Origin of the sequence: Shewanella sp. ENK2, from assembly GCF_043568515.1 — a bacterium.
In the GTDB taxonomy this organism is placed as follows: Bacteria; Pseudomonadota; Gammaproteobacteria; order Enterobacterales; family Shewanellaceae; genus Shewanella; species Shewanella japonica.
Genome location: NZ_CP171406.1, coordinates 4,656,764 through 4,683,655 on the forward strand (window position 1 = coordinate 4,656,764; position 26,892 = coordinate 4,683,655).

Sequence of the window (26,892 nt, forward strand, 5' to 3'; positions counted from 1 at the left end):
TGCTTACGTCAACGGTTCTAGTCGAGGTTACTTCTTCTGGCACTATTCAATAAAATGTAATTTATTAAGGTTATACCTCGTTAATATGACTAAAAAATCAATTTTATTAAATAATCATGAATTTCACTCAAGTTTAGCAAACTATTTTTAAAATCCTCTTGTATCAACGCCAAAAATAAATATGATGAAATTATCTTATTTCATTGAATCTTAGAAAAGTTTCAAACTTAAATAAGTCCATTATCTAATGTGGTTATTGACCACTGAGATAAACGAGTTTGAATTACCGTTCAAACTTCACTTTTAGAACGATTACCGTCGTTGTAACAAGATACTGTTTACCCACAACGGTAACTTAAGAGGATTTAGCAATGGAAAAATTATCCGGCGCAAGTATGATTGTGCGCTCGTTAATCGATGAAGGCGTAAAACACATCTTTGGCTACCCAGGTGGCTCAGTTCTCGATATCTACGATGCACTGCATGAAATTGCAGGTGTCGAACACATCCTTGTAAGACACGAACAAGCCGCTGTACACATGGCTGATGGTTATGCCCGTGCCACGGGTGATGTTGGTGTTGTTCTTGTAACATCTGGTCCGGGGGCAACTAATGCTATTACCGGAATCGCTACCGCCTATATGGACTCAATTCCAATGGTGGTATTATCTGGTCAAGTTCATAGTAACTTGATTGGCAATGATGCATTCCAAGAATGTGACATGATTGGTATCTCACGCCCAATCGTTAAACACAGCTTTTTAGTGAAAGATCCTCAGGAAATCCCTGAGATCATTAAAAAAGCCTTTTATATAGCCTCAACAGGTCGACCAGGTCCTGTGGTGGTCGATTTACCAAAAGACTGCTTAAATCCTGAAATTTTACATGACTATGTTTATCCAGAAAGCATAAACATGCGCTCTTACAGCCCAACAACCGCAGGGCATAAAGGCCAGATCCGCCGAGGCCTACACGCCCTTCTCGCGGCTAAAAAACCCGTATTATATGTTGGCGGCGGCGCAATTATCTCTGAGTGCGACAAGCAAATTCTACAACTTGCTGAACGCCTCAATATTCCTGTTATTAATACCTTAATGGGATTAGGCGCATTTCCTGGGACTCACTCACAATGTTTAGGCATGTTAGGGATGCATGGTCGCTATGAAGCAAACATGGCGATGCATAATAGTGACTTAATATTTGGCATTGGGGTTCGTTTTGATGATCGGACAACCAATAACGTTGAAAAGTATTGCCCTAACGCAAAAATCTTACATATTGATATCGATCCATCATCGATTTCTAAAACAGTGCGTGTCGATATCCCCATTGTTGGTTCTGCTGAAAACATTCTCGACAGTATGCTCAACCTACTTGATGAAACACAAAAATCTAATGACCCAGAAGCCATTAACCAATGGTGGGAAGAAATCAATCAGTGGCGTCAACGAGATAGTTTAGCTTATGACAAGTCATCCGATAGAATTAAGCCTCAACAGGTCATTGAAACATTACATAAATTAACTGATGGCGATGCTTACGTCACATCAGATGTCGGCCAGCATCAAATGTTTGCTGCACTCTACTATCCATTTGATAAACCACGTCGTTGGATTAACTCAGGTGGTCTAGGCACCATGGGCTTTGGTTTACCTGCAGCGATGGGCGTTAAAATGGCGATGCCAGATGAAACCGTAGTTTGTGTCACTGGTGATGGCTCAATCCAAATGAACATTCAAGAGCTTTCAACAGCACTTCAATACGATACACCCGTAAAAATCATCAACCTAAATAACCGCTTTTTAGGTATGGTGAAGCAATGGCAAGATATGATTTATTCAGGCCGTCATTCACATTCATACATGGACTCAGTGCCTAACTTCGCCAAGATTGCAGAAGCCTATGGTCATGTAGGTATGACTATTAGCGATCCAAATGAGCTTGAATCAAAATTAGCTGAAGCACTCGCAATGAAAGACAAACTTGTGTTTGTTGATATCAGTGTCGACGAAACAGAGCACGTTTACCCAATGCTAATTCGTGGTGAATCAATGAAAGATATGTGGTTAAGCAAAACGGAGAGAAGCTAATGCGTCGTATTATTTCTGTATTACTTGAAAACCAACCAGGTGCATTGTCTCGTGTGGTTGGCTTATTCTCTCAACGTGGCTACAACATTGAAAGTTTAACCGTGGCGCCGACAGAGGACACTACACTTTCTAGATTGAATATCACAGTCAATGCCGAAGCCAATGTTCATGAGCAAATTGAAAAACAACTGCATAAGCTCATTGATATATTAAAAGTATCCAACATTACTGAAAATGCGCATATTGAGCGTGAGTTAGCATTAGTCAAAGTCAAAGCACAAGGTGAGCTGCGTGAAGAAGTGAAACGCACAGCTGATATCTTCCGCGGACAAATTGTTGATGTAACTTCAAGCTTATATACCATTCAAATGGCGGGTACCAGTGAGAAAATTGATGCTTTTATCAGTGCACTTGCCGAAGTCACTAAAGTCATTGAAGTTTCACGCTCAGGCGTTGTGGGTCTAGCACGCGGTGATAAGGCCATGAAAGCTTAATTGGCATTAGCCCAAAAACCAAAGGAGCCTAGTGCTCCTTTTTTATTACTCCTAATTTTTTGCACTAACCTCACTTCACTAGCCTAAGTTTTTCGCACTCTGGTATACTTACCGTCTATTCTTTAGTGCAGCAGTCATAAAGTCACTGTTGCGACAGTTAACTGTTGAAAATTACCCGAGAAAATACATGCCATTTGCAAAACTGGGATTAAGCGATCCAATCACTAGTGCGTTGAATAAATTAGGCTATACCGAGCCTAGTCCTATTCAAGCTAAAGCCATTCCTGTTGCTCTATCGGGTAAAAATATCATTGCTGCAGCGCAAACAGGTACAGGTAAAACCGCTAGTTTTATTTTACCCATTTTAGAGCGCTTTAAAGCGGGTCAAAAAGTACGAGGGAAACGAGTTAAAGCTTTGGTACTGGCTCCAACGCGTGAACTTGTTGTGCAAGTTGAGCAAAATATAAAACTGTACAGTCAAAATTTATCCATCAATTCGATGGTGATGTATGGTGGCGTAGACAGTAAACAACAAAAGCAGCGTTTAATTGAAGGCATCGATATCTTAGTCGCCACTCCTGGCCGTTTACTTGATATGTATACCCAACGTGCTGTTAATTTTGATGAGTTAGAAGTTTTAGTCCTAGATGAAGCCGACAGAATGCTTGATATGGGCTTTATTGAAGACATTAACCGCATTATCGAACTTTTACCTGATGACCGCCAAAATATGTTGTTTTCGGCAACGCTTTCTAATCAAGTACGCGCTTTAGCGAAATCAGCGATGAAAAAACCAGTGCAAATATCAGTCGAAGCTGACACAGATGCACAGCCAAAAATCGAGCAATGGTTAACCACGGTTGATAAAGATAAAAAATCAGCATTGTTAAGCCATTTAATTAAAGAAAATGATTGGCAACAAGCCTTAATTTTTATCGAAACTAAACATGGTGCAGCAAAGCTTGTCACTCAACTCGAAAAGCGCGGCATTATTGCTGAATCATTCCATAGCGGGCGTAGCCAGCCAATCCGAGAACAAATTTTAGCGGACTTTAAAGCTGGCAAAGTTAGCTATTTAATCGCAACGGGGGTGGCTTCTCGAGGCATTGATATTGATGAACTACCGTTAGTGATTAACTACGACCTGCCATTTCCTGCTGACGACTATGTTCATCGCATTGGTCGTACGGGACGTGCTGGCGCAAAAGGCTTGGCTGTTTCTTTAGTCTCAAAGGATGACTTTAAAAATTTATGCGCTATTGAACGTCGTTTAGGCCATATCATCGAGCGTAAAGAAATAGCCGGCTTTGCACCTCGTAAAGAAGTGCCTATTTCAATTTTAGATTTTGTCCCTAAAAACCCTAAAATGCCAAACTCTTCCAAACCTAAGTCAGCAAACGCTGGGGCAAAAACAGAGGATGACAAACCACGCTTGTCACGGGGTAAATCTGATAAGCCAAAGAGCAATCATTACAATAAAAATAAAGCAAAGAAATTTAACCAAGAAGACAATAAAAAAACCTACGAGAATTCAAAAAGTAATGCTCGTAAACAGACAAGATCTGACTCAGCACCTACATCTTCAGTCCCAAATGGCACTGGCGCAGTTAACCCTTGGAAGCAATAAGCGATTCGTTTGTATAGTGGTGTCAATACGATAAAGCCTGCGTTATATTTCGCAGGCTTTTTAGTTGTTGCGATTAAAGCAGCACTCGGACTACTTTTTTATATTAACTCGCCATGGCGGGTTAAGACGATTTTCTCCAGCCCAGTACAATTTAATTTTATTACCAGATGGGTCAAATAAAATCGCTTCGCGCCACAAATAGCCGGCATCCACAGGTAGCTGATAAAACTCAACCCCTTTCGTCAATAAATCATTAACCCATTCATCTAACACTTCATGCTCAAAGTAAATGACACTGGAATTTACCGCATCATCCACTAACTGTGGCTTATCTTGCTTAAAAAGCGAAAATGTTGCGTCGCCGTCTGGACACATAAAACGAGCATAATGATTGCTACTAACGATTTGAATAAAGCCCAGCGTCAGATAAAAATCGCAAGCAAGCGACAAATCATTCACTGGTAAAGTGACTTGGTTTAATCGCATAATGCCTCCATTTATTCAGCTTAGTATTGGTTTCTTTCACTCGGAATATCTGTTGTATATTGAACAAACTCAACTTCATAACCGTTGGGATCGTTATAATAAACACTGTCGTAGTTAGCATCTTTTCCACCAACGATAGCGATTTCAAATCCTGCTTTTTCCATTCTGTTTCGTAAACCGTCGAGATCTGACACCTCATAAGCAAAATGAGCGAGGCCGAGATCGTACCCTTCGATTGGCCTCATTGTTCCTTTACCGTTATCGTTAAGTGACAAATAGTTATTATCATCGCCAAAATGAATCCATTTACGCTGCACTCCATGCCATTCGCCCTCACCGCTACCACGAACAGTCCAATGAGGAAAAGCAGCTTGATAAAAAGCCAGCGTCTCAGTTAAATCATTCACCACTAAATTTAAATGTTCTAATCGCATAGTTTATTCCTTTAATGTTATTAATTAGTTTGTGTAAATTGCTTATTTCACATCGTTCTACTTGGCTTATTTCAGTGCCATTGTGTTGTGAAACAAAACGCGACTTTTGGCTATCACATTAGCAATGTCTCGTTGATTGGCTTTTAATGCTGCAGAGCTATCACCTCTATCCAGCACCTGATTGTTATTAGCTCTTTTATTGGCTTTATTTTTTACAACTTGATCCATCATTTGTTGATTGATTATCACCTGAATCATGCTTGCCTCCTTGTCTTGATATAAGGGCTAACTTGCTTGCTATATAAGATGAAGCTACTATAAAACCTCAACCTAAGTTGAGGTAAAGCGATATTTTGAGTTTTCGAAATATATTTTTGAAACCCACTTTTAATACCTTAAATTTCAGAACCTTAAACATAATAATGAAATTAGTAGCGAAGAGTTTGTAAAAGATATAAGGGATAACAGATGCTCAATGAAATGGATTTAAGTGTTGGTCAAGTAGCTAAGCGTTGTGGTGTTAGGGTATCTAGCCTTCACTTTTACGAAAAAAAGGTTTGATTAAAAGCCTACGTAATCAAGGAAACCAGCGCCGATACCATCGAGACGTGATTAGAAGGATATCAGTGATTAAAGCAGCACAAAAAATGGGGGTGAGTTTACAAGAAATTAAACATGCATTTAGTTATTTACCCAATGAACGGACACCGAATAAAGATGATTGGGCTAAATTGTCTGAGTCATGGCACAAGCAGTTAACTCAACGGATTCATTATTTGACCGATTTAAGGGACTCTCTAAATGCTTGTATCGGTTGTGGTTGTCTATCTATGAAGTCTTGCCCTATTTACAACCCTGAAGACAATTTGGGTATTGACGGTGTTGGCTCAGTCATTCTTGATAAAGCCTTTAATGATGATTAACAGTCTGTAAATTTAAAACTCGACCTATAACGTAAAAAGCCCAACAAGGAAATAAATTCTTGTTGGGCAAAATAATCAGGGAAGATGAAACTTGCGCATAAGTGCAATAGGGGAAAACTTATGCGCTAGGTTGTTGTAATTTACTCACTATCAATAGTATTGTTTGCTGTGTTGATTTTAATCTTACGCGCTTTTAACGCTTCAGGTATTTCTCTTACTAAATCAATATTCAACAAACCATTTTCTAAATCTGCACCAACAACATTTACATGATCTGCAAGCTGGAAAGTGCGCTCAAAGCCACGCTCTGCAATACCTTGGTGTAAATATTTTCGTTCGTCATTGACGTTAGCAACCTTGTTGCCCTTAACCAATAACTTGTCACCTTCACTTGTAATATCAAGCTCTTGCATACTAAAGCCAGCAACAGCCATCGTGATACGGTAACGGTTTTCACCGAGCAATTCGATGTTGTAAGGAGGGTAACCAGTGTTACCATTTTGCACTGCAGCGTGCTCAGCCATTTTAGCTAAACGATCAAAACCAATCGCACTGCGGTATAGAGGAGTTAAATCGGGAGTTACATTAAATTTACGCATGTTCATATCCTTGTCTAAAGCAATATGTGAATAAAATATGCCATTATTGGCGTTTATCATTACCCTTGCGGCGTAATGGCAGTTAGTACCTCTATTGAGCGTGCCTAACTTATAACTAGATATGAGAACGTTATTTTTGTTTTCAAGTAAACTTGATAAATTAATTTCATTTTTATTTTATAAATAAATTTTAATCAATAAGATTCAACAACTTAAAAATTAATTTATTTAATAAAAAAAGGCAACCTTACAGTTGCCTTTAACTATATTGAGTATTGGAGCGTCACTTTACAGCCATCAATAGTGGCTTAACTAAAGGTGAGTATTAATAAATACTGCACCCTAAACTGCTCTTAGACTGAACAAACTTAACTTCACCATTTGGCTCATAATCTTCAATATTAATTTGCTGTTGCGTCTTAATATAATCATAAAGCTCAATAGCATCCACGTAGCCTGCTTCTAAAATATTAATCTTAGGATAGTTATCACCGCCTGCGGCGCTAAAGCTTGGGATCGAAAAGGTATAAGTTTCGTTAATATCAAAAGGCTTGTTGTTTATGCTATGGATATCAACATCTTGATCGCGACATTTCACTGTCATATCAATACCATAAAACTGTGCATAAGCGCCGCTAGTACGCGTATTAGACGCTACTTTTGATAAGTATTTAACCAGCTTTTCACCAGTCATTTCAGCAAAACCTATGGTATTTGAAAAAGGTTGTACCGTTAATACATCACGATATGCGACCTCGCCTGCTTGAATGGATGCCCTTACACCACCTGAATTCATAATGCCAAAATCAGCACGCACTTTTTCACTGTGCACTTTTGCAATCAAACGACCAAGGTTGGTTTGCTGCGAGCGTACAACTTTACGCTCACCTTGCAATAAACCATTGACGCGACCAATAACAACATCGAGTTCAGCACTGCCTTTATCTTGGTAAGGTTTAAGCACAGCTTCAACTTCCGCGTTTCGTTCAATTGGCTCAGCAACTGGCCAAGCTAATTTTTTACCAAAAGCCATACGCTTAAGGTTAATAGGAATTAATTGATAGTCGACTAAATAAAGTTTGCCATTAATGTATTCAAAATCTGCACGGCCTACATAACGCCCCCATTCGTGAGCTTGCATTATATACGTGCCATTTTGCTTATCTGGGCGACATGAGTCCCCCGGCATAAAGCGTTTATCATACTCACTGTTGCGACCACTCATACACACAGGGTTTTGGGAGTGTCCACCGATAATCGCATCAAGCATGCCTTCTTCAAGCTCACGAGCCATAGTGACATCACCTGGTGCATTACTACCAAACTCGCCATTTTCATAATGGCCCATGTGCGTTGCAGCAAACACAAGATCGACTTTTTCATTTACCTTTATTTGTGGAATAAGCTGCTTCATTTCTGCAATAGGATTAGTGAAGGTCAGCGTTTCGGTATGTAAAGGATTGGTCAACTTGGGGGTATCATCTGTCGTCAGACCCACAACCGCAATATTCAAATCCCCCAAGGTAAACATCTTGTAAGGCTCAAAATAGCGCTCTTGAGTATCTTTATGATAAATATTTGCCGCTAACATTGGAAAGTTAGCCAGCTTTGCTTGCTCATCTAAAACAGATAAAGGGTTATCAAATTCATGGTTACCAACGGCCATGGCATCGTAACCAATCATGTTCATACCAATAAAATCAGGTACTGCTTTTTGTAAATCAGATTCTGGTACACCGGTGTTAATATCACCGCCTGATAACACCAGTGTATGACCACCTTGCGCAGCCACTTCTTTACGAATACCGTCAATCACAGTAAATCGCGCAGCCATTCCTGCTTCGCCCGCTTTATTGTGCCAAAAGCGTCCGTGATTATCATTGGTATGTAGCACAGTAAATTTAGTACAGTTGTTATCGTCACATTGTGGCCGTTGTTCACAGCCCGATAAAGCCACCAACCCACTCGTGGCAATAAGTAACGGCAGTATTGTCTTACTCATTTTGGTTTTCAAAGCGGAAGCCAAAAACGTCGGAATCGTTTTTTTCATTATTTTATCCGTAAAGAGTCAGGTCTTTAGCACTATAAAGCGCAATCATTTAAACCTTGGTATTAACAGTAAACGTATATTGATTACAAAATTCGCAGAATATAATAACAAATTACCATCAATTCATGTCAGTTTTTTTAAATCAAAACCTTAAATAACAGATATTTAGTTATATATTTTGAAGTGGATTATCTTTATTTAAGAACAACAATTAAAGTGACTATTACCCATTAAAAATAAAAAAAGCTTAAGCTAGCCAACTTATTTAAGTCGCTTCACTTAAGCCTTTTATTTAACGCTGTTTATTACTCTAACTGATACTTCCGCTATAACAGAGGCATTATCTTTTTACTGAAACAACTAGTTAATTAATCGCCCTGTGATCCATTGGCCGATTTCAGTTAATTGTTCAGGAATAACACTGTGCGGCATAGGGAACGTTTTCCAAGTCGACGCATAACCGGCTTTATTTAAGGCATCATAGGCCATCTTACCTGCAAACAAAGGGACGACCTCATCTTGCTCACCATGGTGTTGTAATAAAGGGGTTTGGCTATTTGATGGATGTAAACCTTCAGGTAACGCCTCGCCAGCAGGCAAATAACAAGACAGCGCCATAATGCCAGCTAATGTATGCTCAAAACGCAAACCAGTAAATAAACTCATCACGCCACCTTGGCTAAAGCCAGCCAAAACAATATTTTCAGCAGCAATACCCGACTCAATTTGTTCATTAATCAGCGCTTTAACCGATTTTTCTGATGCTAATACACCGTTAATATCTGCACGGTCATGTAAGTCCATACTTTTAATGTCATACCATGAGCGCATGATGTAACCACCGTTAATGGTTACGGGTTGTTCCGGAGCATGAGGAAAAACAAATCGAATACTGTGATCTTGTGGTAACCCTAATAAAGGCACCACTGGTGCAAAGCCAGCTCCCGAATCACCTAAGCCATGTAACCAAATGACACAAGCAGTGGCTGCAGTAGTAGGTTCAACTGTAATACGTTCAAGTGCAGTAGTTGCAGACGACATGATTTATTCCCTTTTAATTTTTTGCGGCTATCTTAACTTAAACAATCTAGTCCGTTAACCGCTAACTTAAGAATGAAAAACAAAAAAGGTAGCCTAAGCTACCTTTTTGATTAACTGCGTTTCTTTAAATAAAGGGCTGCTATCAACACCTATTATTCAGCACAGCTTTTAACTAGCGTACCATCACGGTAAAAGTTTAATTGACCTTCTACTGGCGCATAATCTTCTGCTGATATCTCAGGATTAGCGACAAAGTACTCACGGAATACTGCAGCATCGGTTAACTGAGTATCAATGTAGTTAGGGTGTTGATTGATGATTGGGTAATCATCACCACCAGCAGCACTGAAATGAATCACAGAGAATGTATAGTTTTCTTGTTCATCAAATGCACGGCCACCTAATGAAGCGATATCAACAGTACCTTCTGTACATTGAACATCCATAGCAACATTGTTCAATTGTGGGTAACCACCACCAGTTTTAACTGCTACGTTAGCTAAGTAATCTTTTACTTCACTGCCTGTCATTGTCACGTAAGCGACAAAGTTACCAAATGGTTGTACAGTTAATACGTCACGGTAAGAGATATCACCTTCAGCAATTGATGCGCGAATACCACCTGAGTTCATTACACCAAAATCAGCTGTAACATTGAAGTTATTCGTCACAAATTCTGAGTAAGCCGTAGTGAGTAAGTTACCTAAGTTAGTTTGCTCAACACGCACCACTTCACGGTCGCCTTCTAACTTACCGTCAGTGTATGAAATCACGACATCAAGTAACTCTTGGCCACGTTCTTGATATGGTTTTAGCATATCGTAAACCGTTTGATCTTTTTCGATTTCTTCAGTGATAAAGACTAACTCACCGTTATCATCTTCTTCTTTCAAGTTAATTGGTATCAATGAGTAGTTGGCTAACGTTAGCTCACCGTCCATATATTCAAAGTCAGCGCGGCCTACGTATTTACCCCACTCATGCGCTTGCATGATGTAAGTGCCGTTTTGCTGATCAGGTTTACATTCATCACCTGGTGCAAAATCTGCGTACTCATCCCCTTCCATACATACTGGATTTTGAGAGTGACCACCGATAATCGCATGCAACTGCCCTTCTTCTACTGAGCGAGCTAGCATCACATCGCCTGGTGCCTCTGTACCGTGGTTGCCATCAGCATAGTGACCCATGTGTGTTACAGCGAACACCATGTCGACTTCTTCGTTAGCTTCAATTTCAGCTAAGACTTTTGGCAGCTCAACTTGAGGATCTGTGAACGTTAAATCTTCAACGTTTTCAGGATTCACAATTTTAGGCGTATCTACAGTCGTAAAACCGATAATCGCAACTTTAAGGCCATTGATATCGAATACACGGTAAGGTTCAAAGTAACGCTCATCCGCATTTTTATCGTAAATGTTAGCCGCAAGCATTGGGAAGTTTGCTAAAGTAGATTGCATATCCAAAGTACTTAACGGGTTATCAAACTCATGGTTGCCGACCGCCATTGCGTCATAACCGAGTAAGTTCATCCCTACAAAGTCAGGAATCGCTTCTTGCATATCAGACTCTGGTACACCAGTGTTGATGTCACCACCTGATAATAAAATCGTTTCATCACCACGGCCTTCTACCTCTGCACGAATTTGGTCAATCACCGTTTTACGTGCTGCCATGCCATATTCGCCGTCGCTGTTTTCCCAAAAGCGACCATGGTTGTCGTTGGTATGAATAACCGTAAAGCTAGTACAAGCATCACCCGCTGCTTCACATGCTGTTTGGTCTTTATCGTCGTCGCTACTACAACCTGATAAGGCAGCAATCACTGCTGTTGCCACTAATCCTTTGTATAACGTGTTTTTCATGATCTAACCCCTAATCAATATATTGTTATATTTACGAGCTACCCAGCTCTGATTGAATGGTATCAAACACTGACAAAGTAATATGTCATCCACATGACAAAACGTGACATTTAACTCAATAATAACAATATCTTACAAAGGGCATTACATCGAACTTAGCAACAATAACAATGCCGTAAATAAAAACCAGTTCCGAATTAAGAACATTGAAAAAACAAACCCGATAAACTGCTAATTTCATGAAGGTTTATACAAAACATCTGCTTGGTTCAATTATGCATAAACAAAAACGCACGCTCCAATGACCAATTAAACGTCAAAATTAGCAGATTGACATTTCAGTAAATTACGATAGCAATGGAACCGATTAACTTAACCCTTCTACAAAATCGATAGATAGGGTTATATTTTTGCGCTTATGCTCTACTTAATCGACCATTATACTCAATGATTCACTATCAATCTTAGGTGCGTAATATGGGGTTACTACAAAACGGTCAATGGGTCGATCAATGGTATGAAACTAAAGAAAATGGTGGAACATTTGTCAGAGAAGACGCCCAACTTAGAAACTGGATCACTCAAGATGGTTCGGCTGGCCCCACTGGTAAAGCTGGGTTTAAAGCGGAATCAAATCGTTACCATTTATACGTATCCCTTGCCTGTCCGTGGGCTCATCGCACCTTAATTTTTCTGCAATTAAAACAATTGACAGATCATATCAGCGTTTCAGTGGTCGAGCCTCACATGCTCAGTAACGGATGGGAGTTTAGTGGCAAAAACCAATCACCTGAGGCAAAAAGCATTAGCGGCGCAGCTTCTGACCCATTAATGCAAAAAGACTATTTATATCAAGTTTATCAAGAAGCTAAGCCCAATTATAACGGGCGTGTCACAGTGCCGCTGCTTTGGGATAAAAAACATAAAACCATTGTCAGTAATGAATCGTCTGAAATTATTCGTATGTTTAACAGTGCGTTTGATTTGATAACTGGCAATCAAGAAGATTATTACCCGCAGCGGTTACGTAGTGAAATCGATACTATTAATGAACTGGTTTATCACAAGATTAACAATGGCGTTTATCGAGCAGGTTTTGCCACGACACAGCAAGCGTATCATGATGCCGTGTTCCCGCTGTTTGATGCTTTAGACACGTTAGAGAAACGCCTTACGACACAACGCTATTTGACTGGTTCAACAATCACCGAAGCCGACTGGCGACTATTCACCACCTTGATCCGTTTTGATAGTGTCTATGTCGGTCATTTTAAAACCAATTTGCGTACTATTGAATCCTACCCACAATTATCAGGCTATTTACGAGACTTATACCAACAACCTGGTATTGCAGCAACCGTCAATCAAGAACATATAAAGCAGCACTATTACTATAGCCACCAGCATATTAATCCCACCCAAGTTGTGCCAGCAGGGCCTATCATTGACTATATGACGCCACATTTTCGTGATGAGTTAAATAATACGCTAGAAAATAAGCGATAAAAAATACAGCAACTCAGTTGCTGCTTATGGTTTTTTCTCGTCGATTAAATGATTAAAAACCACTTATTCAGAAACAATAGATTCAGGGATTTTTATTCAAGGGATTTTATTCAAGAGCTATATTCAGAAGCCATTTATTCAGGAGCCATTTATTCAGGAGCTATGCCCAGAACCTCAATGGCTTCGTAAAACTGCTGATTATTATCAAGCTGTATACTCCAGCGCACAGCGCCAGCATCAGCGATAATAAGTAAACGTTCAGCAATGCATTTGATGTCATCAACCATAGCGGTCAATACGACCTTGCTGACATTTAAACGACATTGTATTTCAAGTGGGGTGACGACTAATTTACCTTGTGAAAACTCAATAATCATTTATACAATCCAATCTCTACCAGCAAAATACTGGAAATAAAAATCCCAAGTGATTAACTCACTTGGGATTGGCATTAATGCTCTATTAAAGCATTAGCTCGGCGTTGATATTGTGTAGATTAGTGCTGATGACCGCCTTCACCATGTGAATGGCCATGAGCAATCTCTTCATCAGTGGCTTCACGGATATCAACCACTTCAATGTCAAAAGTTAATTCACGGCCTGATAGAGGATGATTGGTATCAATCGTCGCCATAAACTTACCCACTTTAACAACTGTGACTTGGCGTTGACCTTGCTCAGTGTTTACAATCGCAGGCATGCCCGCTTTCCAGACTTTCGCACCTTGTAAATGCTTAACCGACACTCGCTGCTCAGCCGATTCCATACGTTCTCCATAGGTATCTGCTGCAGGCGGTGTCACGCTGAATTTAGCGCCAGCTTCTTTGCCAGCAATGGCATCTTCAATACCCGGCATCATGTTGTCATGGCCATGTAAATAAGCGATTGGCGAACCACCTTCGTTGGTTTCAATTACTTCGCCTTGTTCATCGCGTAATGTGTAGTTAAAGCGCACTACCATATTATCTTGAGCTGTCATCGAATATCCTTAATTCACTTCGATTTCAATAGTTGCCGCAGCTTAACAAATCGACTAACAAGCTGCCAGCAAAAAGCCGATGTTAATCGGCTTTGGTAGTGATTTAGCGATTATCTGGTAATCAAACAACACGACTCATGACTTTTTGATACCTATCTTGCTTATCGCTCACTTCGCTGCGTTACTGACCGTTACATGGACTCTGGGTTATTGGTTACCAATATCCATTCCCAATGCGGCAAAGGTTTTCTCATCAGGAAAACCATCAGCAATTAAATTTTTGCTGCGCTGAAATGCCTGTACACCAGCAATTGAATTACGCCCCAGCACACCGTCTGGTTTACCCACATCAAAACCAAGTTCATTTAATTTGGCTTGCATTACTTTAATATCACTACGATTGAACATACCATGCTCTGGCGCACTAACATGTAAAGGGGCAGCGCCATTGATACGATCTGCCAAATGACCGACTGCAATGGCATAAAACTCTGAACGATTCCAACGCATAATCACATCAAAATTGTCATACCCTAAAAACGCAGGCCCTGTATGACCAGATGGAACATACAAAGAGGCTTTCATGTCAGGAGTTGATAACGGCTTGCCGCTAGTTTGGGTGATATTCAATGCAGCCCACTGGGTTAAAGGCTGTGAGTGTTTTCGGCCAAGATATTGATAATCATAATTCTCGGGCAAGGTCACTTCTCGACCCCAGCGCTCGTTGGCTTTCCAACCTAATTGCTGTAAAAAATTCGCCGCTGACGTTAGTGCATCTGCGGTGCTGTTCCATAAATCTACTTTGCCATCGCCATCACCGTCTACAGCATATTTGGCATAGTTTGTCGGCATAAATTGGGTATGCCCCATAGCGCCAGCCCATGATCCAACCATGGTCGCATCGTCAAAGTTATACTTTTCTTTTAACTTTAATGCTTGCATTAATTCATTAGTAAAGTAGTCACTACGTCGAGGATCGCACGCTAATGTTGCTAGCGAATTGAGCACCGACATTTTACCTTTATAGCCGCCAAAGTTAGTTTCTAACCCCCAGAACGAAATAATGTATTGCCCAGGAACACCATACTCTTTAGTTAACTTGTTAAGTAATTCACGGTTTTCAGCCAGTAACCGACGACCTTCTTTTACACGCCAATCAGTTACGCGTTTATTAAAGTAATTACCAAAGGTTTGGCTAAATTCTGGTTGCTGGTTATCAAGCTCAATAACACGAGGAATAAACTTCAGGTTAGCCACGCTAGTATTGATAGTTTGCTCAGACAAACCCTCACTGCGTGCTGTTACTTTGAGTTTATCGACACATTGGGAAAAATCGTCAACAGCTGCAATAGATTGAAGACTAACAAAACAGCTAGAAAAGAATAACGCTGACTTTAAAACGGAAGAATACTGTGAACTCACCATAAATGAATACTTCTACAAATAATGACTGTCCACATCGTGACTGATAGCGATACAGGAAACAAGAGCCTATACGGCTTAAATATCGAAATTATGTGTTTATCTGGTTAATTAAGCTTCATGTTTCATCAGCTTTTGTCACATTAGATTAATAGTGTTTTGTATTGAATAGAGTTACCGTATAATCGACACGTTAATTGAATTCATCAAAGAGACTAATCATGATTGAACAAACCCCTGCTGTTGCAAGCTTTATTGAGAACGTTAAAGAACACCAAGTCCTTTGGGGCTTAGCCGATGAAACGGGCGAAGGTTGGGTTGTCTGTGACTCTTCTGAATTTGAAGAAACTGATGTGATGCCATTATGGTCAACTGAAGCACAAGCTGCTGGCCACTGTACTGAAGAATGGGCAGACTATAAAGCGGTACAAATCAGTTTAAATGAGTTTTTAGAGTATTGGGTTGGTGACTTAAATGAAGACGGCGTATTAGTCGGTATTGATTGGGTTGCTAACGAAGATTGTGTAGAAGTTGACCCTATCGTCCTTGCTAAAGAGCTTGTAGACGTAGAAGCGGAATAAGCACTGCGCTGTTAACAGCCACATAATACAAAGCTGCTAGATGTCATCGCAAACCTGTGATGCTTGGCAGCTTTTTTATATAACGTCATGTCATATAGGCCAGTAGTGAATCATTTACCTCCTTTAGTCGACATTCCTTTTGATCTCAGACATCAATGTTGGTTTTGTGCAGAGCCATGCAATGATGTGTTCAGCTATTATGCAAAACCAAGCACGCCACATCCTTCGCTAACGCTACCCGCATGCACTGAATGCAGTCGGCTTGCTAAAAAGCACCTCTTAACGTCGATCTGGGATTGCCGTGATGCCGTTAAAGACGATTTAATGAAGATTTACCACAAAGACTTGGCCATTGGTATTAATTGGACTGAAGAAGAGCTTGCAGAATCTGGGTTTGACTGCCGTATTTTATCAGGCTTTAAAGAAAGTGCGTGGATGATGTATCAAATAGCCAAAGGACGCATCAACGCCAAAGGTTGGCCGTTAGTACTTAATGGTATTGATATTGAGCAAGGCTACCAACCCCAGTTTGAATTTGACGGACTTAGTTTTAATTCATTAAATAAAGCCATTACTCATTACTGCGACACACTGTCATTGAATAAGCATTTACTTTGCGAACTCCTCAACATTGTCGGCAAAGAGAAATTTGCTTACGCTATCAGGTTATGCCGCATGAACATTGGTATTACCCGTGAGCATCAAAAGCTATTGTTACAACAAGTTAAAGAAGAGTTTGAACAATAATCTTGCTTGAATCCAGTGGCAAAAATAAAGGCTAATCAACTATGATTAGCCTTTATTTTTTAATAGTTTGCGTTTTAAATCGTTAACTCTCTCATTGTTACTTTAATTATCTAATTCCGATAATCATTAACCCAATAAGGTCTTTAATCGTTTTTGCACAACATCAACCAATAAATCAGGTTGGAATTTTGAAATAAACTCATCACAGCCCACTTTTTCAACCATTGCATGGTTAAAGCTACCACTTAGAGAAGTGTTTAAAGTGATATATAAGGCGCTCATTTTCTCATCAGCGCGAATTTCTGAGGTAAGCTTATAACCGTCCATTTCAGGCATTTCCGCATCAGTTATCATCATCAAAAACTCAGTAGTGACATCAATGCCTTCTGCAGTTAACTTTTGTAAATAGTGTAACGCTTGCAAGCCATCCGACGCTTCAATAATTTCAATACCTAACTGACTTAATGTGTCTCTGACTTGTTTTCTTGCCGTAGAGGAGTCATCAACAATAAGCACTTTTTTACCCGGCATATGCTCTGCAAGTTGTTCATCTAATACGCCATCTGACAAACTAATATCGTAATCAATAATTTCAGCAAGCACCTTTTCGACATCAATAATAGACACCAATCGCTCAACATCATTCTCGGTTAGCTTGGTTATTGCAGTGAGGTAGTTGTTCGCGCCCGCTGACTTTGGCGGCGGCATAATGTCGCTCCAGGTCATGTTAACGATATGCTCAACTTTGCCTACTAAAAAGCCCTGCACACTGCGATTATATTCAGTAATAATTAGGTTACAATCTTCAGATACAGACATCGGGCTAAACCCAATCGCTCCTCGCAGATTTATCACAGGTATCGACATACCACGTATGTTGGCTACGCCACTAATATTGCTGTTACTACCTGGTAAGGCACTGAGTGCTGGTAACTTAACAACTTCTTTGACTTTAAAGACATTAATAGCGAATAATTGAGTTGCGCTTATTTTGAACAGTAGTAATTCCAACCGGTTCTCACCCACTAGCTGGGTGCGTTGATCTACAGTATCAAGAACTTTCTTCATTATTATTTCTCAGTTAACTCAACATCGGCTTCACGTAAATTATAAAATGATTTACATCAAAAAACTGCTGAGTTCATCGTAATTACTCAGTGTTTTGCAGAAAAACTTACCAATTTGCATGTAAATTAAACAATCACATTTTGAATAAGATCTTATCGGCCAAAATCGACGTATCATTAGTTTAAATTACTGAAGTCTTTGGCTGACATCAGAAAAAGCCCCCTTGCTACAGACATAAAGGAAATATGATGCGTAAACAATTCATTAAAACTATCGCCTCTGCTGTATTACTTTTATCTACCAGTGCTTGCACCATGCTCGACACTAAAGTTGACGTTGTGGATGATTTTCAGCTAACCAATTACTTAGGTACATGGCACGAAATAGCGAGACTCGACCACTCCTTTGAGCGAGGTATGAGCCAAGTCACCGCTAATTACAGTGTAGAAGGCGACAAAGTCATAGTGATCAATAAAGGGTACTTAACAGACGCACAAAAATGGAAAGAAGCAGAAGGTAAAGCCTACTTCATTGAATCTGACAAAATAGGTCGCTTAAAAGTCTCTTTCTTCGGCCCGTTTTATGGTGCATATCAAATCCACGATTTAGTTAAAGACGAAAACGGAGACTATCAAGCATCATTAGTCATTGGTCCCAATAACGAATATGCTTGGATTTTAGCCCGTGACACCGTGATTTCTGATGATGTTAAGCAACGTTTTGTGTCCAAAATGCGCACATTGGGCATTAACGAACAAGACCTTATATGGGTAAGCCAAAACTAACCAATAAATAATGATCATAGTGTTATTCGTATGCGTATATATAGTTGATTTAAAAATAAACCTCACTCGACAAATAACACTTTCATCATATAGGTGCTGTTATGATACTACCTTTGTTTCCGCTTTCGATTTGCTTACTACCTCAGGGGTTTACGCAACTTAGAATTTTTGAACAACGCTACAAACGTCTAGTGACTGAGTCATTAAAGTCTGGCGAAGGTTTTGGACTGTGCATGCTAAACAGCAAAAACGAACTGATGCCAATCGGTACTTGGGTACACATTATTGATTTTGAAACGTTAGATGATGGTTTACTCGGGATCAGTATCCAAGGACAGCAGCGATTCAAAATCAATGATTTCAACATCGAAGATGATGGCCTTAAACGTGGCAACGTAAGCCTGTTACCTGATTGGCCAAATTCTGACATCGTGCCCAATCAGAAGTTCTTAAGCGAAACCTTGCAGCAAATACTTGAACAATACCCAGCTCAGCTGTCCCATTACAATAAACAAGATTTCGATAACATGTCCTGGGTATGCCAGCGTTGGTTAGAAATAATGCCGATTACCGCTGAAGAAAAATATCAATGCATTAATAGTCATAACCATAAAATGACCGAAGAATTACTTACAAGCATCATTAAGTAACCCAAGCTAATACCACAAACACTGACGTTATACTCTTTCTAGAAATTTTTTGATCCATTCCTGCCGTCTCACGTAATGGTAAATAACAAGTGCATGATTGATTGGTAAAACAAATGCTAATACAGCTAATACAAAACCTTTCGTCATTTATGTACATCACCAACGTCAGAATATGCGAGCGAAAATAAATGGAAAATTTTCAATCACAAACTGTTCAAAGTCGTTATGATAAAGGCATGTTATCTAAAAATAATAATGCCATGACGACAAATGATTCCAGTGACAATAACGCAATTGATAATCAAGCCAGCAACGATGAAGCCAAGTACCTTGCAGATTTGATGATGCAAGTGGCCAACCAGCGTAGTAAAGCTGCTTTCGCCAAGTTATTTGCTCATTTTTCTCCCAAAATTCGTGCCTTTGGGGTTCAGCGTTTAAGCCAACAAGGTTTAGCAATGGATCTCGTTCAAGAAACCATGACACGAGTGTGGACCAAAGCGCATTTATACAACGCCGATAAAGCCGCTGTGAGTACCTGGGTGTTTACCGTTATGCGAAATCAATGCTTCGACATGCTTCGTAAAGTACAAAATAATCGTGAAGATGCATACGGTGATGACATTTGGCCACTATTTGAATCTGATGAAAGTGATGAAACCGATAACGACTTCAAATTATCAGCCACATTACTAAAACACGTCGATGACTTACCTCCGTTGCAAAAGCAAGTGGTTCAAGGCATCTACATGCAAGAATTAACGCAGCAAGAGCTCGCTGACAAATTAAAAGTGCCCATTGGTACAGTCAAATCAAGATTACGTTTAGGTTTAGAAAAGTTAAAAGGCTTCATGGAGAAACATTATGATTAAGTACCACCCAAATCAGGAATTGTTATCGCTCCATGCGAAGGGTCAATTACCGTTATCTTTATCTATCGCGGTATCAGCACATTGTGAGCTGTGCCCCCAATGCACTGAGCAATTAATGGCGTTAACTTTAAAAGCCTCAGACGAGAGCTTTTCACTCGCACCGATGTCCTCTATCGACAATGATAGTTCTGATTTAGACGCAGACTTAGATGCCCTACTCGCTGACATGATGCAAGATGACGTACTTGAAGCAAAAGAAGTTGAAGCAAGTAATCAAACTCATGTTGCTAGCCATGTTAACGTATCGATTAAAGGACATGAATACACCTTACCTCGAGCATTTAGCCAGCAAATTAACAACAACTGGCAAGGTATCGGTAAGGTCAACCGGATACGATTAGACACAGGTGAAAAGCAAGTGAGAGCGAGCCTGCTGCACATTGCTGAAAATGGTGAAATCCCACAGCACAGCCACAAAGGTCAAGAGCTAACCTTGTTACTCGCTGGTGAATTTAGTGATGAGTACAATACCTATACAGCCGGTGATTTTATCATGCTCGATTCTGAGCATGAACATAGTCCTAAAACCATTGATGGTTGTTTATGTTATACCGTCGTCGATGCACCTTTATACTTTACTAAAGGTATCAGTAAATTGCTCAATCCAATCGGTGAACTAATTTACTAAATAGCCTATCAAAATGTTCATAAACAGCCTGTATTTCAGGCTGTTCTATTTTGATAATTAGCGAATTAATACTAGGTAATCAGCTTTAAAGTAGGCTTCTTAATAACAATGCTCAAACCTTATGTTTAAACGATCGTAAACTCGATACGAAATGACATAATTGAGGGATACCATTTAACAAAATAGCGAAGTTAACCACTCATTAGCACACTGAATTAGTGTAACTTTATCAACACCCTTTCAGTTTTAGCTTGGTTTTTATACGACAAAAAGACGTATCGCTCACCTTTTAGTCTTAAACTGTTCTATTTTGTAAAATATGTATTGCTATATTAAAAATATACGCATATTATCCACAATGTTATTAAGTTAACTTGTATTTAACTGTTTACCCTTCTGTTATTCATAACTGCACTCGTAAACCCACACTACAAGTCACGCCTTTTGGTTAAACATTGTCATTTGTTTGTCATATGCCTGTGTTCAACTAGACAAAGCAAGTAAGTTGGCGATTAAAATAAATAATCAACACGACTTGTCAGTGTAATAAGCACAGTTAACTTAAGCACACACATTAGCTTCAATAAGCCCAAACTTACGCAACACAACTGCTTAAGGATATTTATTGTTATTACTTACTCACCAGATAGGTGAAAATTAAAAAAGGAGTGTGGCATATGTCATACAACATTAATGGTCACGAAATTACAGTCAATTTCCCTGTAAATTCAATATCATCAAACAAAAACTCAATAGCTTTTACTGACAGCCAAGGTAAAACTAAAACAACTTTTTCAAAGCGCACTGAAGCGTTAAAATTTATGAAATGGTTGATAACGGCTAACAAGTAACACCTTCCATAACGCTTGCGTTATTCATTTGCTCAGTTACTCAATAAACATCGCTTCTCGGTATTTCCTCTCACACTTTACCGGACGTTTATTAGAACTGAGCAACATGAAACAACCCCATTCGCTTCACTTCCAGCACTAATACTTAAACAACTTTCTTTAGCTACAGTTAACTTACTGACCATATTTACGTATATACCTAGCGAGCATACTTGGATTACCCAATAAACCACCTTGGTGTAAATACATAACAGGCCAAGTATTATCGACAGTTTCCGCTTTATAATCTTTATTTAAAAAATGCTCCAGCATGATAAATCCAACTGGATCATAAAGTAACTCAAACTCAATGCCAGAATCACGCACACGACGCCACATGTCATAACACTGTCGATTAAGCTTTCCAAAGTGATACTTAGTGCCATTTGATACAATATGCGGGTGAAACTCACTCTGTGATGTTAACTGACTAAACTGATGCGTTAGGTAATTGTCTCCCCCACGCAACTGCAGGTTATGACATTGACTGTTACAGTTGGCTGACTCGCCTGCGGAAGGTAGCGCTTAAAAAATCGTTGCAAGAATAATGCTGTTGTGCCCGTACCTGAAGGCAAAAACAGATTTAATCTAGTCATATTCTGCTGATGCATCCAACTCAAAATTTGCAGGCCTAATGTTTCAAGCCCTTCTGCAGCATACTCACATCGTCCACCTTCAGGAATATAGATCTCATTCGCAGATGCTTGTTTCGCTAAATCAGACACATAGCTATCAAGATTGCCGCTTACATGTTTAGGTTTCTCGACAATATTGGCGCCATTATTAAGCGCTGCTAGGTAGTTCCCCTGTGGGTTTTGTTTAAGATAATCAGCGATATGATCCACATGATAATCTAACTGCCATCCGCGCAACTTAGCCAGCACTGCAAGTGAATGTAATGAATTAGCTTGAGGTGAACCGTATCCAATAACCTTATTGATATGAGGAAAGTCCTGGGTCAAGAAGAATTGAAACTTACGGGCTTTGTTTCCGCTAAAATCAGGATGAATCAAGTCATCTCGCTTAACAAAAACCTCACGATCAGCAAATCTCATTTTATCAACGGGCGTGTCGATTGAGATATCCGCAAGAGATACATTAGAGCCAGCCGCAAACATAAGTAACGTCGCTTAAATAAAGAGTTATAGTCTGTAGTGGTATTTTAACTAACTATTAGCGATTTTCGCTATCATCAATTGTCGACAGCCCAAACTAAGTCAAGTAATGTCTTCTAACCTTCTAAACAAATCAAAATAAAATCAATAATTATCAACCACTTAAAAGAAACAAAAAGCTAATAAAAATATTGGCATAGTTTTGGCTTTCTAGTGATTATTATCACCAATGGAATATTGGTCATTTCATTAACCAGTTTTGTATGACTTAGGGAGCACCAATGTCAGTCTTGAGATTAATTTTTAATATCGCATGGTTCATCATGGGCGGATTTGTAATGGGTCTAGCATGGTGGCTAGCAGGCTTATTGTGTTTTATCAGTATTATTGGTATTCCATTTGGCCGTGCTTGCTTCGTGATTGGTGAAATGGCGTTCTGGCCATTTGGACAAGAAAACGTTAACCGTAAACATTTAAAAGGATTTGAAGATATTGGTACTGGTCCATTGGGCATGATTGGCAACGTTATTTGGTTCTTATTCTGTGGTATTTGGCTCGCGATTGGTCACTTAACCCATGCTGTAGCTTGCTTTGTTACCATTATCGGTATTCCGTTTGCAATACAACACGTAAAACTCGCACTACTGAGCTTAACACCAATTGGCCAAACCGTTGTGGCAAAAGAAAGCTACTAACAGGTCACTTATGACTGAAAGCAAAGATATTGGACAGTAGCGTTAAAACAAAAACACCTTATATTCAGCTAGCAGATTATGAGGTGTTTCTGTTCAGTTTTAAATAGAGTAAACCATTCTAAATTTCGTTATTTTTGTGGTTAAAACCAGCAATAAAAAACTCTACTTTGCCACAAGATTTACAGGCAAACATATCAAAATCTTCTTTATTAACAAACAGCTCGCCAAGTTCACCTAAAACGCCCCAGCGCGTACCTTCATGAAAACTTTTAGTACCAATAAATGTAAGGCTACTCTTGCATCGAATACAATCAATACTCGCTTTGTTAGGTGAAGCGACTGGCGCTGGTTGACCTTTTTCACAGTTACAATTCCAACAAACTTGAAAGCCATCATCAATGACGGTATTACAATTTTCGCATGTCCACGACATCCACTTTCTCCTATGACGCTAACACACTAACAATATGCTGAAATTCTGCTTCAGTCACAGGTTGAACACTCAACCTTGCCCCTTTACTCACTAATACCATATCAGCAAGTTGAGGATCAGCTTTAAGCGCTTTTAAGGTAATAATCTGCTTAAAGGTTTGCCGATAAGTTAAATCCACAGCAACCCAGCGCGGATTTTCAATATCTGATTTAGGATCATAATAACTTGACTCATTATCAAAAGCACTCTGGTCGGGATAAGGCTCAGATGATACTGTCGCCAAGCCAACAATACCCGGCACTTTGCAACTGGAATGATAAAACAATACCGTATCGCCCACTTTTACCGCATCGCGTAAAAAGTTACGCGCTTGGTAATTACGGATCCCTTCCCAAGGTTCAGTTTGGTTTTCACATTGCTGTAAATCGTCAATACTGAACTCGTCTGGCTCAGACTTCATTAACCAATATGCCATTTTGCAATCCTATTGTTTAAACTACTTTTGATGAGTGTTGTAGTAAGTTTCTTTTTATATCTTTGATTTTGCAATCGGCAGAGATGCATCACTGCCCCACTCACTCCACGAACCATCATATAAGGCAGCATCATATAAGCTTGTATCTGTACCACTTGATATAAGCGCTACCAAGCCAATACAAGCAGTAATTCCTGAGCCACAGCTAAATACAACCCGCTTACTATCTTCAGGTAATATACTGGAAAATAAATGGCGCAATTCAGCAGGACGCTTGTATGTATTACCATTTAGCACATTGGCAAAAGGGAGATTTATTGAGTCAGGAATATGGCCGCTTCTCACGCCTTGTCTTGGTTCATCAACCAAGCCATTAAAACGTGCAGTAGCTCGAACATCAATCACACTAAATTGTTTATCAGTGAGGTTGAGTAACACTTCTTGCTTTGACACAAGCTGACGAGCATCGAAACAAGAGTCCATAAATGAGATAACATCACTGCCTACATTAACTAGGCTTTCTACGTTTTTCGTATCAATAGTTAGATATTCAGATGAAGTTGGATAGCCCTGTTTAATCCATTCAGGCAGACCGCCATCTAAAATAAACACATTACTCAGACCAAACGTATGAAATATCCACCACGCACGTGGAGACGAATATATTCCCTGATTATCATATAAAACAAGTGTTGAATGTTCTGAAATACCCAGTTTATTGATAACCTTATTCACTTGGCTTTGGCTCGGAAATGAGTGCACACCAGCACTGTCGGTATCGACTAAATCTACGTTAATATCAACAAAATGACTATTAGGTATCGTCACTAATTCATCATAAATAATTGGTTCTTTGCCAATCACCTTATCCATACTGACATCAATAATCATCACAGCGTCATCATTGCATTTTTCATACAAGCAGCTAACGGACATTAACGGGTAATTAATTGGTTTTCGATTCATGTATTTTCAACCATGCTTTAATTAGCTAATTGCTACTCATTGTTTTTGATACATTAACACAATGAAAAGGTGAGGTTTAAGCTGGCTTGCAAAAGAATTTTTAATTGGGATATGCCGTTGCTTCCCTATCAATATGCTTCACAAAAGATGGTAACAAAACGCCACGACTTCGGCCTTTCAGCTCCCTAACGTCATTGGATACAAAAACACGATAAAGACGTGCAATTCACAAGCTTTTATTGAGTGACAGTAGATACTTGAATGCTAAGTTAAACGACTGTCGATTGATGTTGTTTACTATCAAACAATGCGAACTCTTCTAAAATAAGATCGGTAAATAATTGCCCCGCTCGCCCTAACGGCCGCTCCAGTGTAGACACCAATTGTGGGGTAAATCGAAAGCGGTGGCCACCAACAAAATCGACAATGGCTAATTGCTGAGTTTCAATTAACTCACTAATTAAAAACTCTGGCATCCAACCAAAACCTAAACCTTTTAATAAGGCGTTTTTCTTCATGATAAAGCCAGATAGGTAAAACACTTTATCACCGCCAAATTGCAGTTCGTCTCGCTGCTTTGTTGGTGATGAATCTTCAATGGTTAATTCAACATGTTGCTGCAGCTCTGATAAGCTCACATTACTTTTATTAGCTAGCGCATGTTGGGTTGAACACACCAATAAACTGGTGACAGTGGGCAATGTGGTGGCAGAAAAATACGGCGCTGCGATATAGTCTTTCACTAGCATTAAATCGGCTTTATCTTGCTCAAATCTATGTTGCACCCCGCCTAAAAATTCCATATTAAGTTGCACTTTCGTCGGCACATTATTCTCTGACATGCGTTTTAGGGCAGTCATGATTGGCTCCATTGGTAATGCGCCATCAATAACGAGCTCAAGTTTCGGCTCCCAACCTTCGCTAAAACGGCTGGCTAAATGCTCGATATTGGATAAATGCTGCAACAAACGCTGGCCTTCGGCCAAAATCACGCGTCCTTCTGGTGTGAGCTCTGCACGATACTGATCTCGATTAAATAATTCGACGCCTAAATGCTGCTCGAGCTTTTTAACTTGATAGCTCACTGCAGATTGCGCCTTGTGTAGTTTTTCGGATGCTTTAGCAAAACTTCCTTCTTCAACAAGTACTTGCAGTACATTAAACGCTTCAACATCAATTTTCATCGTACACCCCAAGCTCAGTTGCTGTTCAGTAGCCGTGACACTCTTGTAAACAAAACAATACCATCTAAAAATTTGATGGAGTTACACGCTTTATTATTCTTTTTTTGTTCATACTAGCAACTAAATTGATAACTAGATCACAAAGTGATTGATTTAATTGCGCTAGAAAACCCATGTTGCAGATGCGTAAAGTATGTATTTAGCACATACAAATAACAAAAAAGAATGCG

The 26,892-nt window shown here is 39.6% G+C and carries 28 protein-coding genes and 1 pseudogene; 12 read left to right on the forward strand and 17 right to left on the reverse strand.

Going from position 1 to position 26,892, the window contains the following annotated elements; translation table 11 throughout:
* Nucleotides 1–371 precede the first annotated feature (371 nt).
* The 3 genes from ACGEDC_RS20320 (at nt 372) to ACGEDC_RS20330 (ending at nt 4,211) form a co-directional block, all read left to right on the forward strand.
* On the forward strand, nt 372–2,090 hold the full coding sequence (locus ACGEDC_RS20320) for an acetolactate synthase 3 large subunit (RefSeq protein WP_394495416.1): 1,719 nt from the start codon (nt 372–374) through the stop codon (nt 2,088–2,090).
* Nucleotides 2,090–2,584: an acetolactate synthase small subunit gene (gene ilvN / locus ACGEDC_RS20325; RefSeq protein ID WP_055023273.1), complete on the forward strand. Its 495-nt coding sequence runs from the start codon at nt 2,090–2,092 to the stop codon at nt 2,582–2,584. The genes ACGEDC_RS20320 and ilvN overlap by 1 nt, the downstream gene beginning before the upstream one ends.
* Before the next feature lie 187 nt (nt 2,585–2,771).
* Nucleotides 2,772–4,211, forward strand: a complete 1,440-nt coding sequence (locus ACGEDC_RS20330) for a DEAD/DEAH box helicase (RefSeq protein ID WP_394495419.1) — start codon at nt 2,772–2,774, stop codon at nt 4,209–4,211.
* Between the two features lie 90 nt (nt 4,212–4,301).
* Here ACGEDC_RS20330 and ACGEDC_RS20335 read toward each other — a convergent pair whose 3' ends face one another.
* The 3 genes from ACGEDC_RS20335 to ACGEDC_RS20345 form a co-directional block, all read right to left on the reverse strand.
* On the reverse strand, nt 4,302–4,697 hold the full coding sequence (locus ACGEDC_RS20335; RefSeq protein ID WP_394495421.1) for a VOC family protein: 396 nt from the start codon (nt 4,695–4,697) through the stop codon (nt 4,302–4,304).
* A 20-nt stretch (nt 4,698–4,717) separates the two neighbouring features.
* Entirely contained in the window at nt 4,718–5,131 is a 414-nt protein-coding gene (locus tag ACGEDC_RS20340; RefSeq protein WP_394495423.1) for a VOC family protein, read from the reverse strand.
* 66 nt (nt 5,132–5,197) lie between these two features.
* Nucleotides 5,198–5,389, reverse strand: coding sequence for a hypothetical protein (locus ACGEDC_RS20345; protein WP_055023277.1), 192 nt, complete (start codon nt 5,387–5,389; stop codon nt 5,198–5,200).
* A 210-nt stretch (nt 5,390–5,599) separates the two neighbouring features.
* Between ACGEDC_RS20345 and soxR the strand changes: the two are divergent.
* Nucleotides 5,600–6,054 (forward strand): annotated as a pseudogene (soxR, locus tag ACGEDC_RS20350) (redox-sensitive transcriptional activator SoxR).
* Between the two features lie 140 nt (nt 6,055–6,194).
* Here the strand turns inward: soxR and ACGEDC_RS20355 are convergent.
* The 4 genes from ACGEDC_RS20355 to ushA (ACGEDC_RS20370) all read right to left on the reverse strand — a co-directional run bounded on the left by ACGEDC_RS20355 (nt 6,195) and on the right by ushA (ACGEDC_RS20370) (nt 11,609).
* Complete coding sequence (locus tag ACGEDC_RS20355; protein WP_055023279.1) at nt 6,195–6,653, reverse strand: Hsp20 family protein; 459 nt, start codon at nt 6,651–6,653, stop codon at nt 6,195–6,197.
* Between the two features lie 325 nt (nt 6,654–6,978).
* Complete coding sequence (ushA, locus tag ACGEDC_RS20360; RefSeq protein WP_394498435.1) at nt 6,979–8,655, reverse strand: bifunctional UDP-sugar hydrolase/5'-nucleotidase UshA; 1,677 nt, start codon at nt 8,653–8,655, stop codon at nt 6,979–6,981.
* 408 nt (nt 8,656–9,063) lie between these two features.
* Nucleotides 9,064–9,744, reverse strand: a complete 681-nt coding sequence (locus ACGEDC_RS20365) for an alpha/beta hydrolase (protein ID WP_055023280.1) — start codon at nt 9,742–9,744, stop codon at nt 9,064–9,066.
* A gap of 152 nt (nt 9,745–9,896) precedes the next feature.
* Nucleotides 9,897–11,609: a bifunctional UDP-sugar hydrolase/5'-nucleotidase UshA gene (gene ushA, locus ACGEDC_RS20370; protein WP_055023281.1), complete on the reverse strand. Its 1,713-nt coding sequence runs from the start codon at nt 11,607–11,609 to the stop codon at nt 9,897–9,899.
* Nucleotides 11,610–12,086: 477 nt separating this feature from the next.
* Here ushA (ACGEDC_RS20370) and ACGEDC_RS20375 point away from each other — a divergent pair, with 477 nt between their 5' ends.
* Nucleotides 12,087–13,115 carry a glutathione S-transferase family protein gene (locus ACGEDC_RS20375; RefSeq protein ID WP_394495427.1) on the forward strand — a complete coding sequence of 343 codons (1,029 nt, stop codon included), beginning with the start codon at nt 12,087–12,089 and terminating at the stop codon, nt 13,113–13,115.
* 149 nt (nt 13,116–13,264) lie between these two features.
* On the opposite strand, the gene ACGEDC_RS20380 is transcribed toward ACGEDC_RS20375, so the two are convergent.
* The 3 genes from ACGEDC_RS20380 to ACGEDC_RS20390 form a co-directional block, all read right to left on the reverse strand.
* The gene (locus ACGEDC_RS20380; RefSeq protein WP_394495429.1) at nt 13,265–13,492 is read right to left on the reverse strand and encodes a DUF3389 family protein; all 228 of its coding nucleotides are present in this window, start codon (nt 13,490–13,492) and stop codon (nt 13,265–13,267) included.
* 119 nt (nt 13,493–13,611) lie between these two features.
* The gene (locus tag ACGEDC_RS20385; RefSeq protein WP_055023284.1) at nt 13,612–14,094 is read right to left on the reverse strand and encodes an FKBP-type peptidyl-prolyl cis-trans isomerase; all 483 of its coding nucleotides are present in this window, start codon (nt 14,092–14,094) and stop codon (nt 13,612–13,614) included.
* A 207-nt stretch (nt 14,095–14,301) separates the two neighbouring features.
* Nucleotides 14,302–15,519 (reverse strand): lytic murein transglycosylase, encoded by a 1,218-nt coding sequence (locus ACGEDC_RS20390; RefSeq protein WP_055023285.1) that lies wholly within the window; start codon nt 15,517–15,519, stop codon nt 14,302–14,304.
* A gap of 218 nt (nt 15,520–15,737) precedes the next feature.
* Here ACGEDC_RS20390 and ACGEDC_RS20395 point away from each other — a divergent pair, with 218 nt between their 5' ends.
* Together ACGEDC_RS20395 and ACGEDC_RS20400 are read left to right on the forward strand one after the other, a co-directional pair.
* Nucleotides 15,738–16,097 (forward strand): DUF2750 domain-containing protein, encoded by a 360-nt coding sequence (locus ACGEDC_RS20395; protein ID WP_055023286.1) that lies wholly within the window; start codon nt 15,738–15,740, stop codon nt 16,095–16,097.
* 105 nt (nt 16,098–16,202) lie between these two features.
* Nucleotides 16,203–16,844 carry a hypothetical protein gene (locus tag ACGEDC_RS20400; RefSeq protein WP_244899683.1) on the forward strand — a complete coding sequence of 214 codons (642 nt, stop codon included), beginning with the start codon at nt 16,203–16,205 and terminating at the stop codon, nt 16,842–16,844.
* 126 nt (nt 16,845–16,970) lie between these two features.
* Here ACGEDC_RS20400 and ACGEDC_RS20405 read toward each other — a convergent pair whose 3' ends face one another.
* A complete protein-coding gene (locus ACGEDC_RS20405; RefSeq protein WP_394495433.1) occupies nt 16,971–17,912 on the reverse strand; it encodes a chemotaxis protein CheV in 942 nt (313 codons plus the stop codon).
* Nucleotides 17,913–18,157: 245 nt separating this feature from the next.
* Here ACGEDC_RS20405 and ACGEDC_RS20410 point away from each other — a divergent pair, with 245 nt between their 5' ends.
* The 4 genes from ACGEDC_RS20410 (at nt 18,158) to ACGEDC_RS20425 (ending at nt 20,904) form a co-directional block, all read left to right on the forward strand.
* Nucleotides 18,158–18,697: a lipocalin family protein gene (locus tag ACGEDC_RS20410; protein WP_394495435.1), complete on the forward strand. Its 540-nt coding sequence runs from the start codon at nt 18,158–18,160 to the stop codon at nt 18,695–18,697.
* 101 nt (nt 18,698–18,798) lie between these two features.
* Nucleotides 18,799–19,347 carry an LON peptidase substrate-binding domain-containing protein gene (locus tag ACGEDC_RS20415; protein ID WP_055023290.1) on the forward strand — a complete coding sequence of 183 codons (549 nt, stop codon included), beginning with the start codon at nt 18,799–18,801 and terminating at the stop codon, nt 19,345–19,347.
* Between the two features lie 188 nt (nt 19,348–19,535).
* Nucleotides 19,536–20,216, forward strand: coding sequence for a sigma-70 family RNA polymerase sigma factor (locus ACGEDC_RS20420; RefSeq protein ID WP_080915916.1), 681 nt, complete (start codon nt 19,536–19,538; stop codon nt 20,214–20,216).
* Nucleotides 20,209–20,904, forward strand: a complete 696-nt coding sequence (locus ACGEDC_RS20425) for a ChrR family anti-sigma-E factor (protein WP_394495439.1) — start codon at nt 20,209–20,211, stop codon at nt 20,902–20,904. The genes ACGEDC_RS20420 and ACGEDC_RS20425 overlap by 8 nt, the downstream gene beginning before the upstream one ends.
* A 1,025-nt stretch (nt 20,905–21,929) precedes the next feature.
* Here ACGEDC_RS20425 and ACGEDC_RS20430 read toward each other — a convergent pair.
* Nucleotides 21,930–22,133 (reverse strand): hypothetical protein, encoded by a 204-nt coding sequence (locus ACGEDC_RS20430; RefSeq protein ID WP_394495441.1) that lies wholly within the window; start codon nt 22,131–22,133, stop codon nt 21,930–21,932.
* A 104-nt stretch (nt 22,134–22,237) separates the two neighbouring features.
* A complete protein-coding gene (locus ACGEDC_RS20435; RefSeq protein ID WP_394495443.1) occupies nt 22,238–22,912 on the reverse strand; it encodes a pyridoxal-phosphate dependent enzyme in 675 nt (224 codons plus the stop codon).
* Nucleotides 22,913–23,190: 278 nt separating this feature from the next.
* Here ACGEDC_RS20435 and ACGEDC_RS20440 point away from each other — a divergent pair, with 278 nt between their 5' ends.
* Entirely contained in the window at nt 23,191–23,604 is a 414-nt protein-coding gene (locus tag ACGEDC_RS20440) for a YccF domain-containing protein (RefSeq protein WP_055023294.1), read from the forward strand.
* A 118-nt stretch (nt 23,605–23,722) separates the two neighbouring features.
* Here the strand turns inward: ACGEDC_RS20440 and ACGEDC_RS20445 are convergent, their stop codons facing one another.
* From ACGEDC_RS20445 to ACGEDC_RS20460, 4 genes are all read right to left on the reverse strand, one after another.
* The gene (locus tag ACGEDC_RS20445; protein ID WP_372036877.1) at nt 23,723–24,037 is read right to left on the reverse strand and encodes a hypothetical protein; all 315 of its coding nucleotides are present in this window, start codon (nt 24,035–24,037) and stop codon (nt 23,723–23,725) included.
* Nucleotides 24,038–24,047: 10 nt separating this feature from the next.
* Nucleotides 24,048–24,512, reverse strand: coding sequence for an EVE domain-containing protein (locus tag ACGEDC_RS20450; protein WP_055023296.1), 465 nt, complete (start codon nt 24,510–24,512; stop codon nt 24,048–24,050).
* Nucleotides 24,513–24,566: 54 nt separating this feature from the next.
* A complete protein-coding gene (locus tag ACGEDC_RS20455; protein ID WP_394495447.1) occupies nt 24,567–25,478 on the reverse strand; it encodes a sulfurtransferase in 912 nt (303 codons plus the stop codon).
* Nucleotides 25,479–25,747: 269 nt separating this feature from the next.
* Entirely contained in the window at nt 25,748–26,662 is a 915-nt protein-coding gene (locus tag ACGEDC_RS20460) for a LysR family transcriptional regulator (protein WP_065107891.1), read from the reverse strand.
* Nucleotides 26,663–26,892 lie beyond the last annotated feature (230 nt).

Excerpts from the sequence above, each read along its gene's own strand:
- ACGEDC_RS20340 (WP_394495423.1), bottom strand. The coding sequence starts at position 5,131 with ATGCGATTAGAACATTTAAATTTAGTGGTGAATGATTTAACTGAGACG.
- ACGEDC_RS20365 (WP_055023280.1), bottom strand. The coding sequence starts at position 9,744 with ATGTCGTCTGCAACTACTGCACTTGAACGTATTACAGTTGAACCTACT.
- ACGEDC_RS20390 (WP_055023285.1), bottom strand. The coding sequence starts at position 15,519 with ATGGTGAGTTCACAGTATTCTTCCGTTTTAAAGTCAGCGTTATTCTTT.
- ACGEDC_RS20420 (WP_080915916.1), top strand. The coding sequence starts at position 19,536 with ATGGAAAATTTTCAATCACAAACTGTTCAAAGTCGTTATGATAAAGGC.
- ACGEDC_RS20440 (WP_055023294.1), top strand. The coding sequence starts at position 23,191 with ATGTCAGTCTTGAGATTAATTTTTAATATCGCATGGTTCATCATGGGC.
- ACGEDC_RS20425 (WP_394495439.1), top strand. The coding sequence starts at position 20,209 with ATGATTAAGTACCACCCAAATCAGGAATTGTTATCGCTCCATGCGAAG.
- ACGEDC_RS20395 (WP_055023286.1), top strand. The coding sequence starts at position 15,738 with ATGATTGAACAAACCCCTGCTGTTGCAAGCTTTATTGAGAACGTTAAA.
- ACGEDC_RS20385 (WP_055023284.1), bottom strand. The coding sequence starts at position 14,094 with ATGACAGCTCAAGATAATATGGTAGTGCGCTTTAACTACACATTACGC.
- ACGEDC_RS20355 (WP_055023279.1), bottom strand. The coding sequence starts at position 6,653 with ATGCGTAAATTTAATGTAACTCCCGATTTAACTCCTCTATACCGCAGT.
- ACGEDC_RS20405 (WP_394495433.1), bottom strand. The coding sequence starts at position 17,912 with ATGAAGAAAGTTCTTGATACTGTAGATCAACGCACCCAGCTAGTGGGT.
- ACGEDC_RS20410 (WP_394495435.1), top strand. The coding sequence starts at position 18,158 with ATGATGCGTAAACAATTCATTAAAACTATCGCCTCTGCTGTATTACTT.
- ACGEDC_RS20320 (WP_394495416.1), top strand. The coding sequence starts at position 372 with ATGGAAAAATTATCCGGCGCAAGTATGATTGTGCGCTCGTTAATCGAT.
- ACGEDC_RS20460 (WP_065107891.1), bottom strand. The coding sequence starts at position 26,662 with ATGAAAATTGATGTTGAAGCGTTTAATGTACTGCAAGTACTTGTTGAA.
- ilvN (WP_055023273.1), top strand. The coding sequence starts at position 2,090 with ATGCGTCGTATTATTTCTGTATTACTTGAAAACCAACCAGGTGCATTG.
- ACGEDC_RS20415 (WP_055023290.1), top strand. The coding sequence starts at position 18,799 with ATGATACTACCTTTGTTTCCGCTTTCGATTTGCTTACTACCTCAGGGG.
- ACGEDC_RS20455 (WP_394495447.1), bottom strand. The coding sequence starts at position 25,478 with ATGAATCGAAAACCAATTAATTACCCGTTAATGTCCGTTAGCTGCTTG.
- ACGEDC_RS20380 (WP_394495429.1), bottom strand. The coding sequence starts at position 13,492 with ATGATTATTGAGTTTTCACAAGGTAAATTAGTCGTCACCCCACTTGAA.
- ACGEDC_RS20345 (WP_055023277.1), bottom strand. The coding sequence starts at position 5,389 with ATGATTCAGGTGATAATCAATCAACAAATGATGGATCAAGTTGTAAAA.
- ACGEDC_RS20335 (WP_394495421.1), bottom strand. The coding sequence starts at position 4,697 with ATGCGATTAAACCAAGTCACTTTACCAGTGAATGATTTGTCGCTTGCT.
- ACGEDC_RS20445 (WP_372036877.1), bottom strand. The coding sequence starts at position 24,037 with ATGTCGTGGACATGCGAAAATTGTAATACCGTCATTGATGATGGCTTT.
- ACGEDC_RS20430 (WP_394495441.1), bottom strand. The coding sequence starts at position 22,133 with ATGTGGCGTCGTGTGCGTGATTCTGGCATTGAGTTTGAGTTACTTTAT.
- ACGEDC_RS20450 (WP_055023296.1), bottom strand. The coding sequence starts at position 24,512 with ATGGCATATTGGTTAATGAAGTCTGAGCCAGACGAGTTCAGTATTGAC.
- ushA (WP_394498435.1), bottom strand. The coding sequence starts at position 8,655 with ATGAGTAAGACAATACTGCCGTTACTTATTGCCACGAGTGGGTTGGTG.
- ACGEDC_RS20375 (WP_394495427.1), top strand. The coding sequence starts at position 12,087 with ATGGGGTTACTACAAAACGGTCAATGGGTCGATCAATGGTATGAAACT.
- ACGEDC_RS20330 (WP_394495419.1), top strand. The coding sequence starts at position 2,772 with ATGCCATTTGCAAAACTGGGATTAAGCGATCCAATCACTAGTGCGTTG.
- ushA (WP_055023281.1), bottom strand. The coding sequence starts at position 11,609 with ATGAAAAACACGTTATACAAAGGATTAGTGGCAACAGCAGTGATTGCT.
- ACGEDC_RS20435 (WP_394495443.1), bottom strand. The coding sequence starts at position 22,912 with ATGTTTGCGGCTGGCTCTAATGTATCTCTTGCGGATATCTCAATCGAC.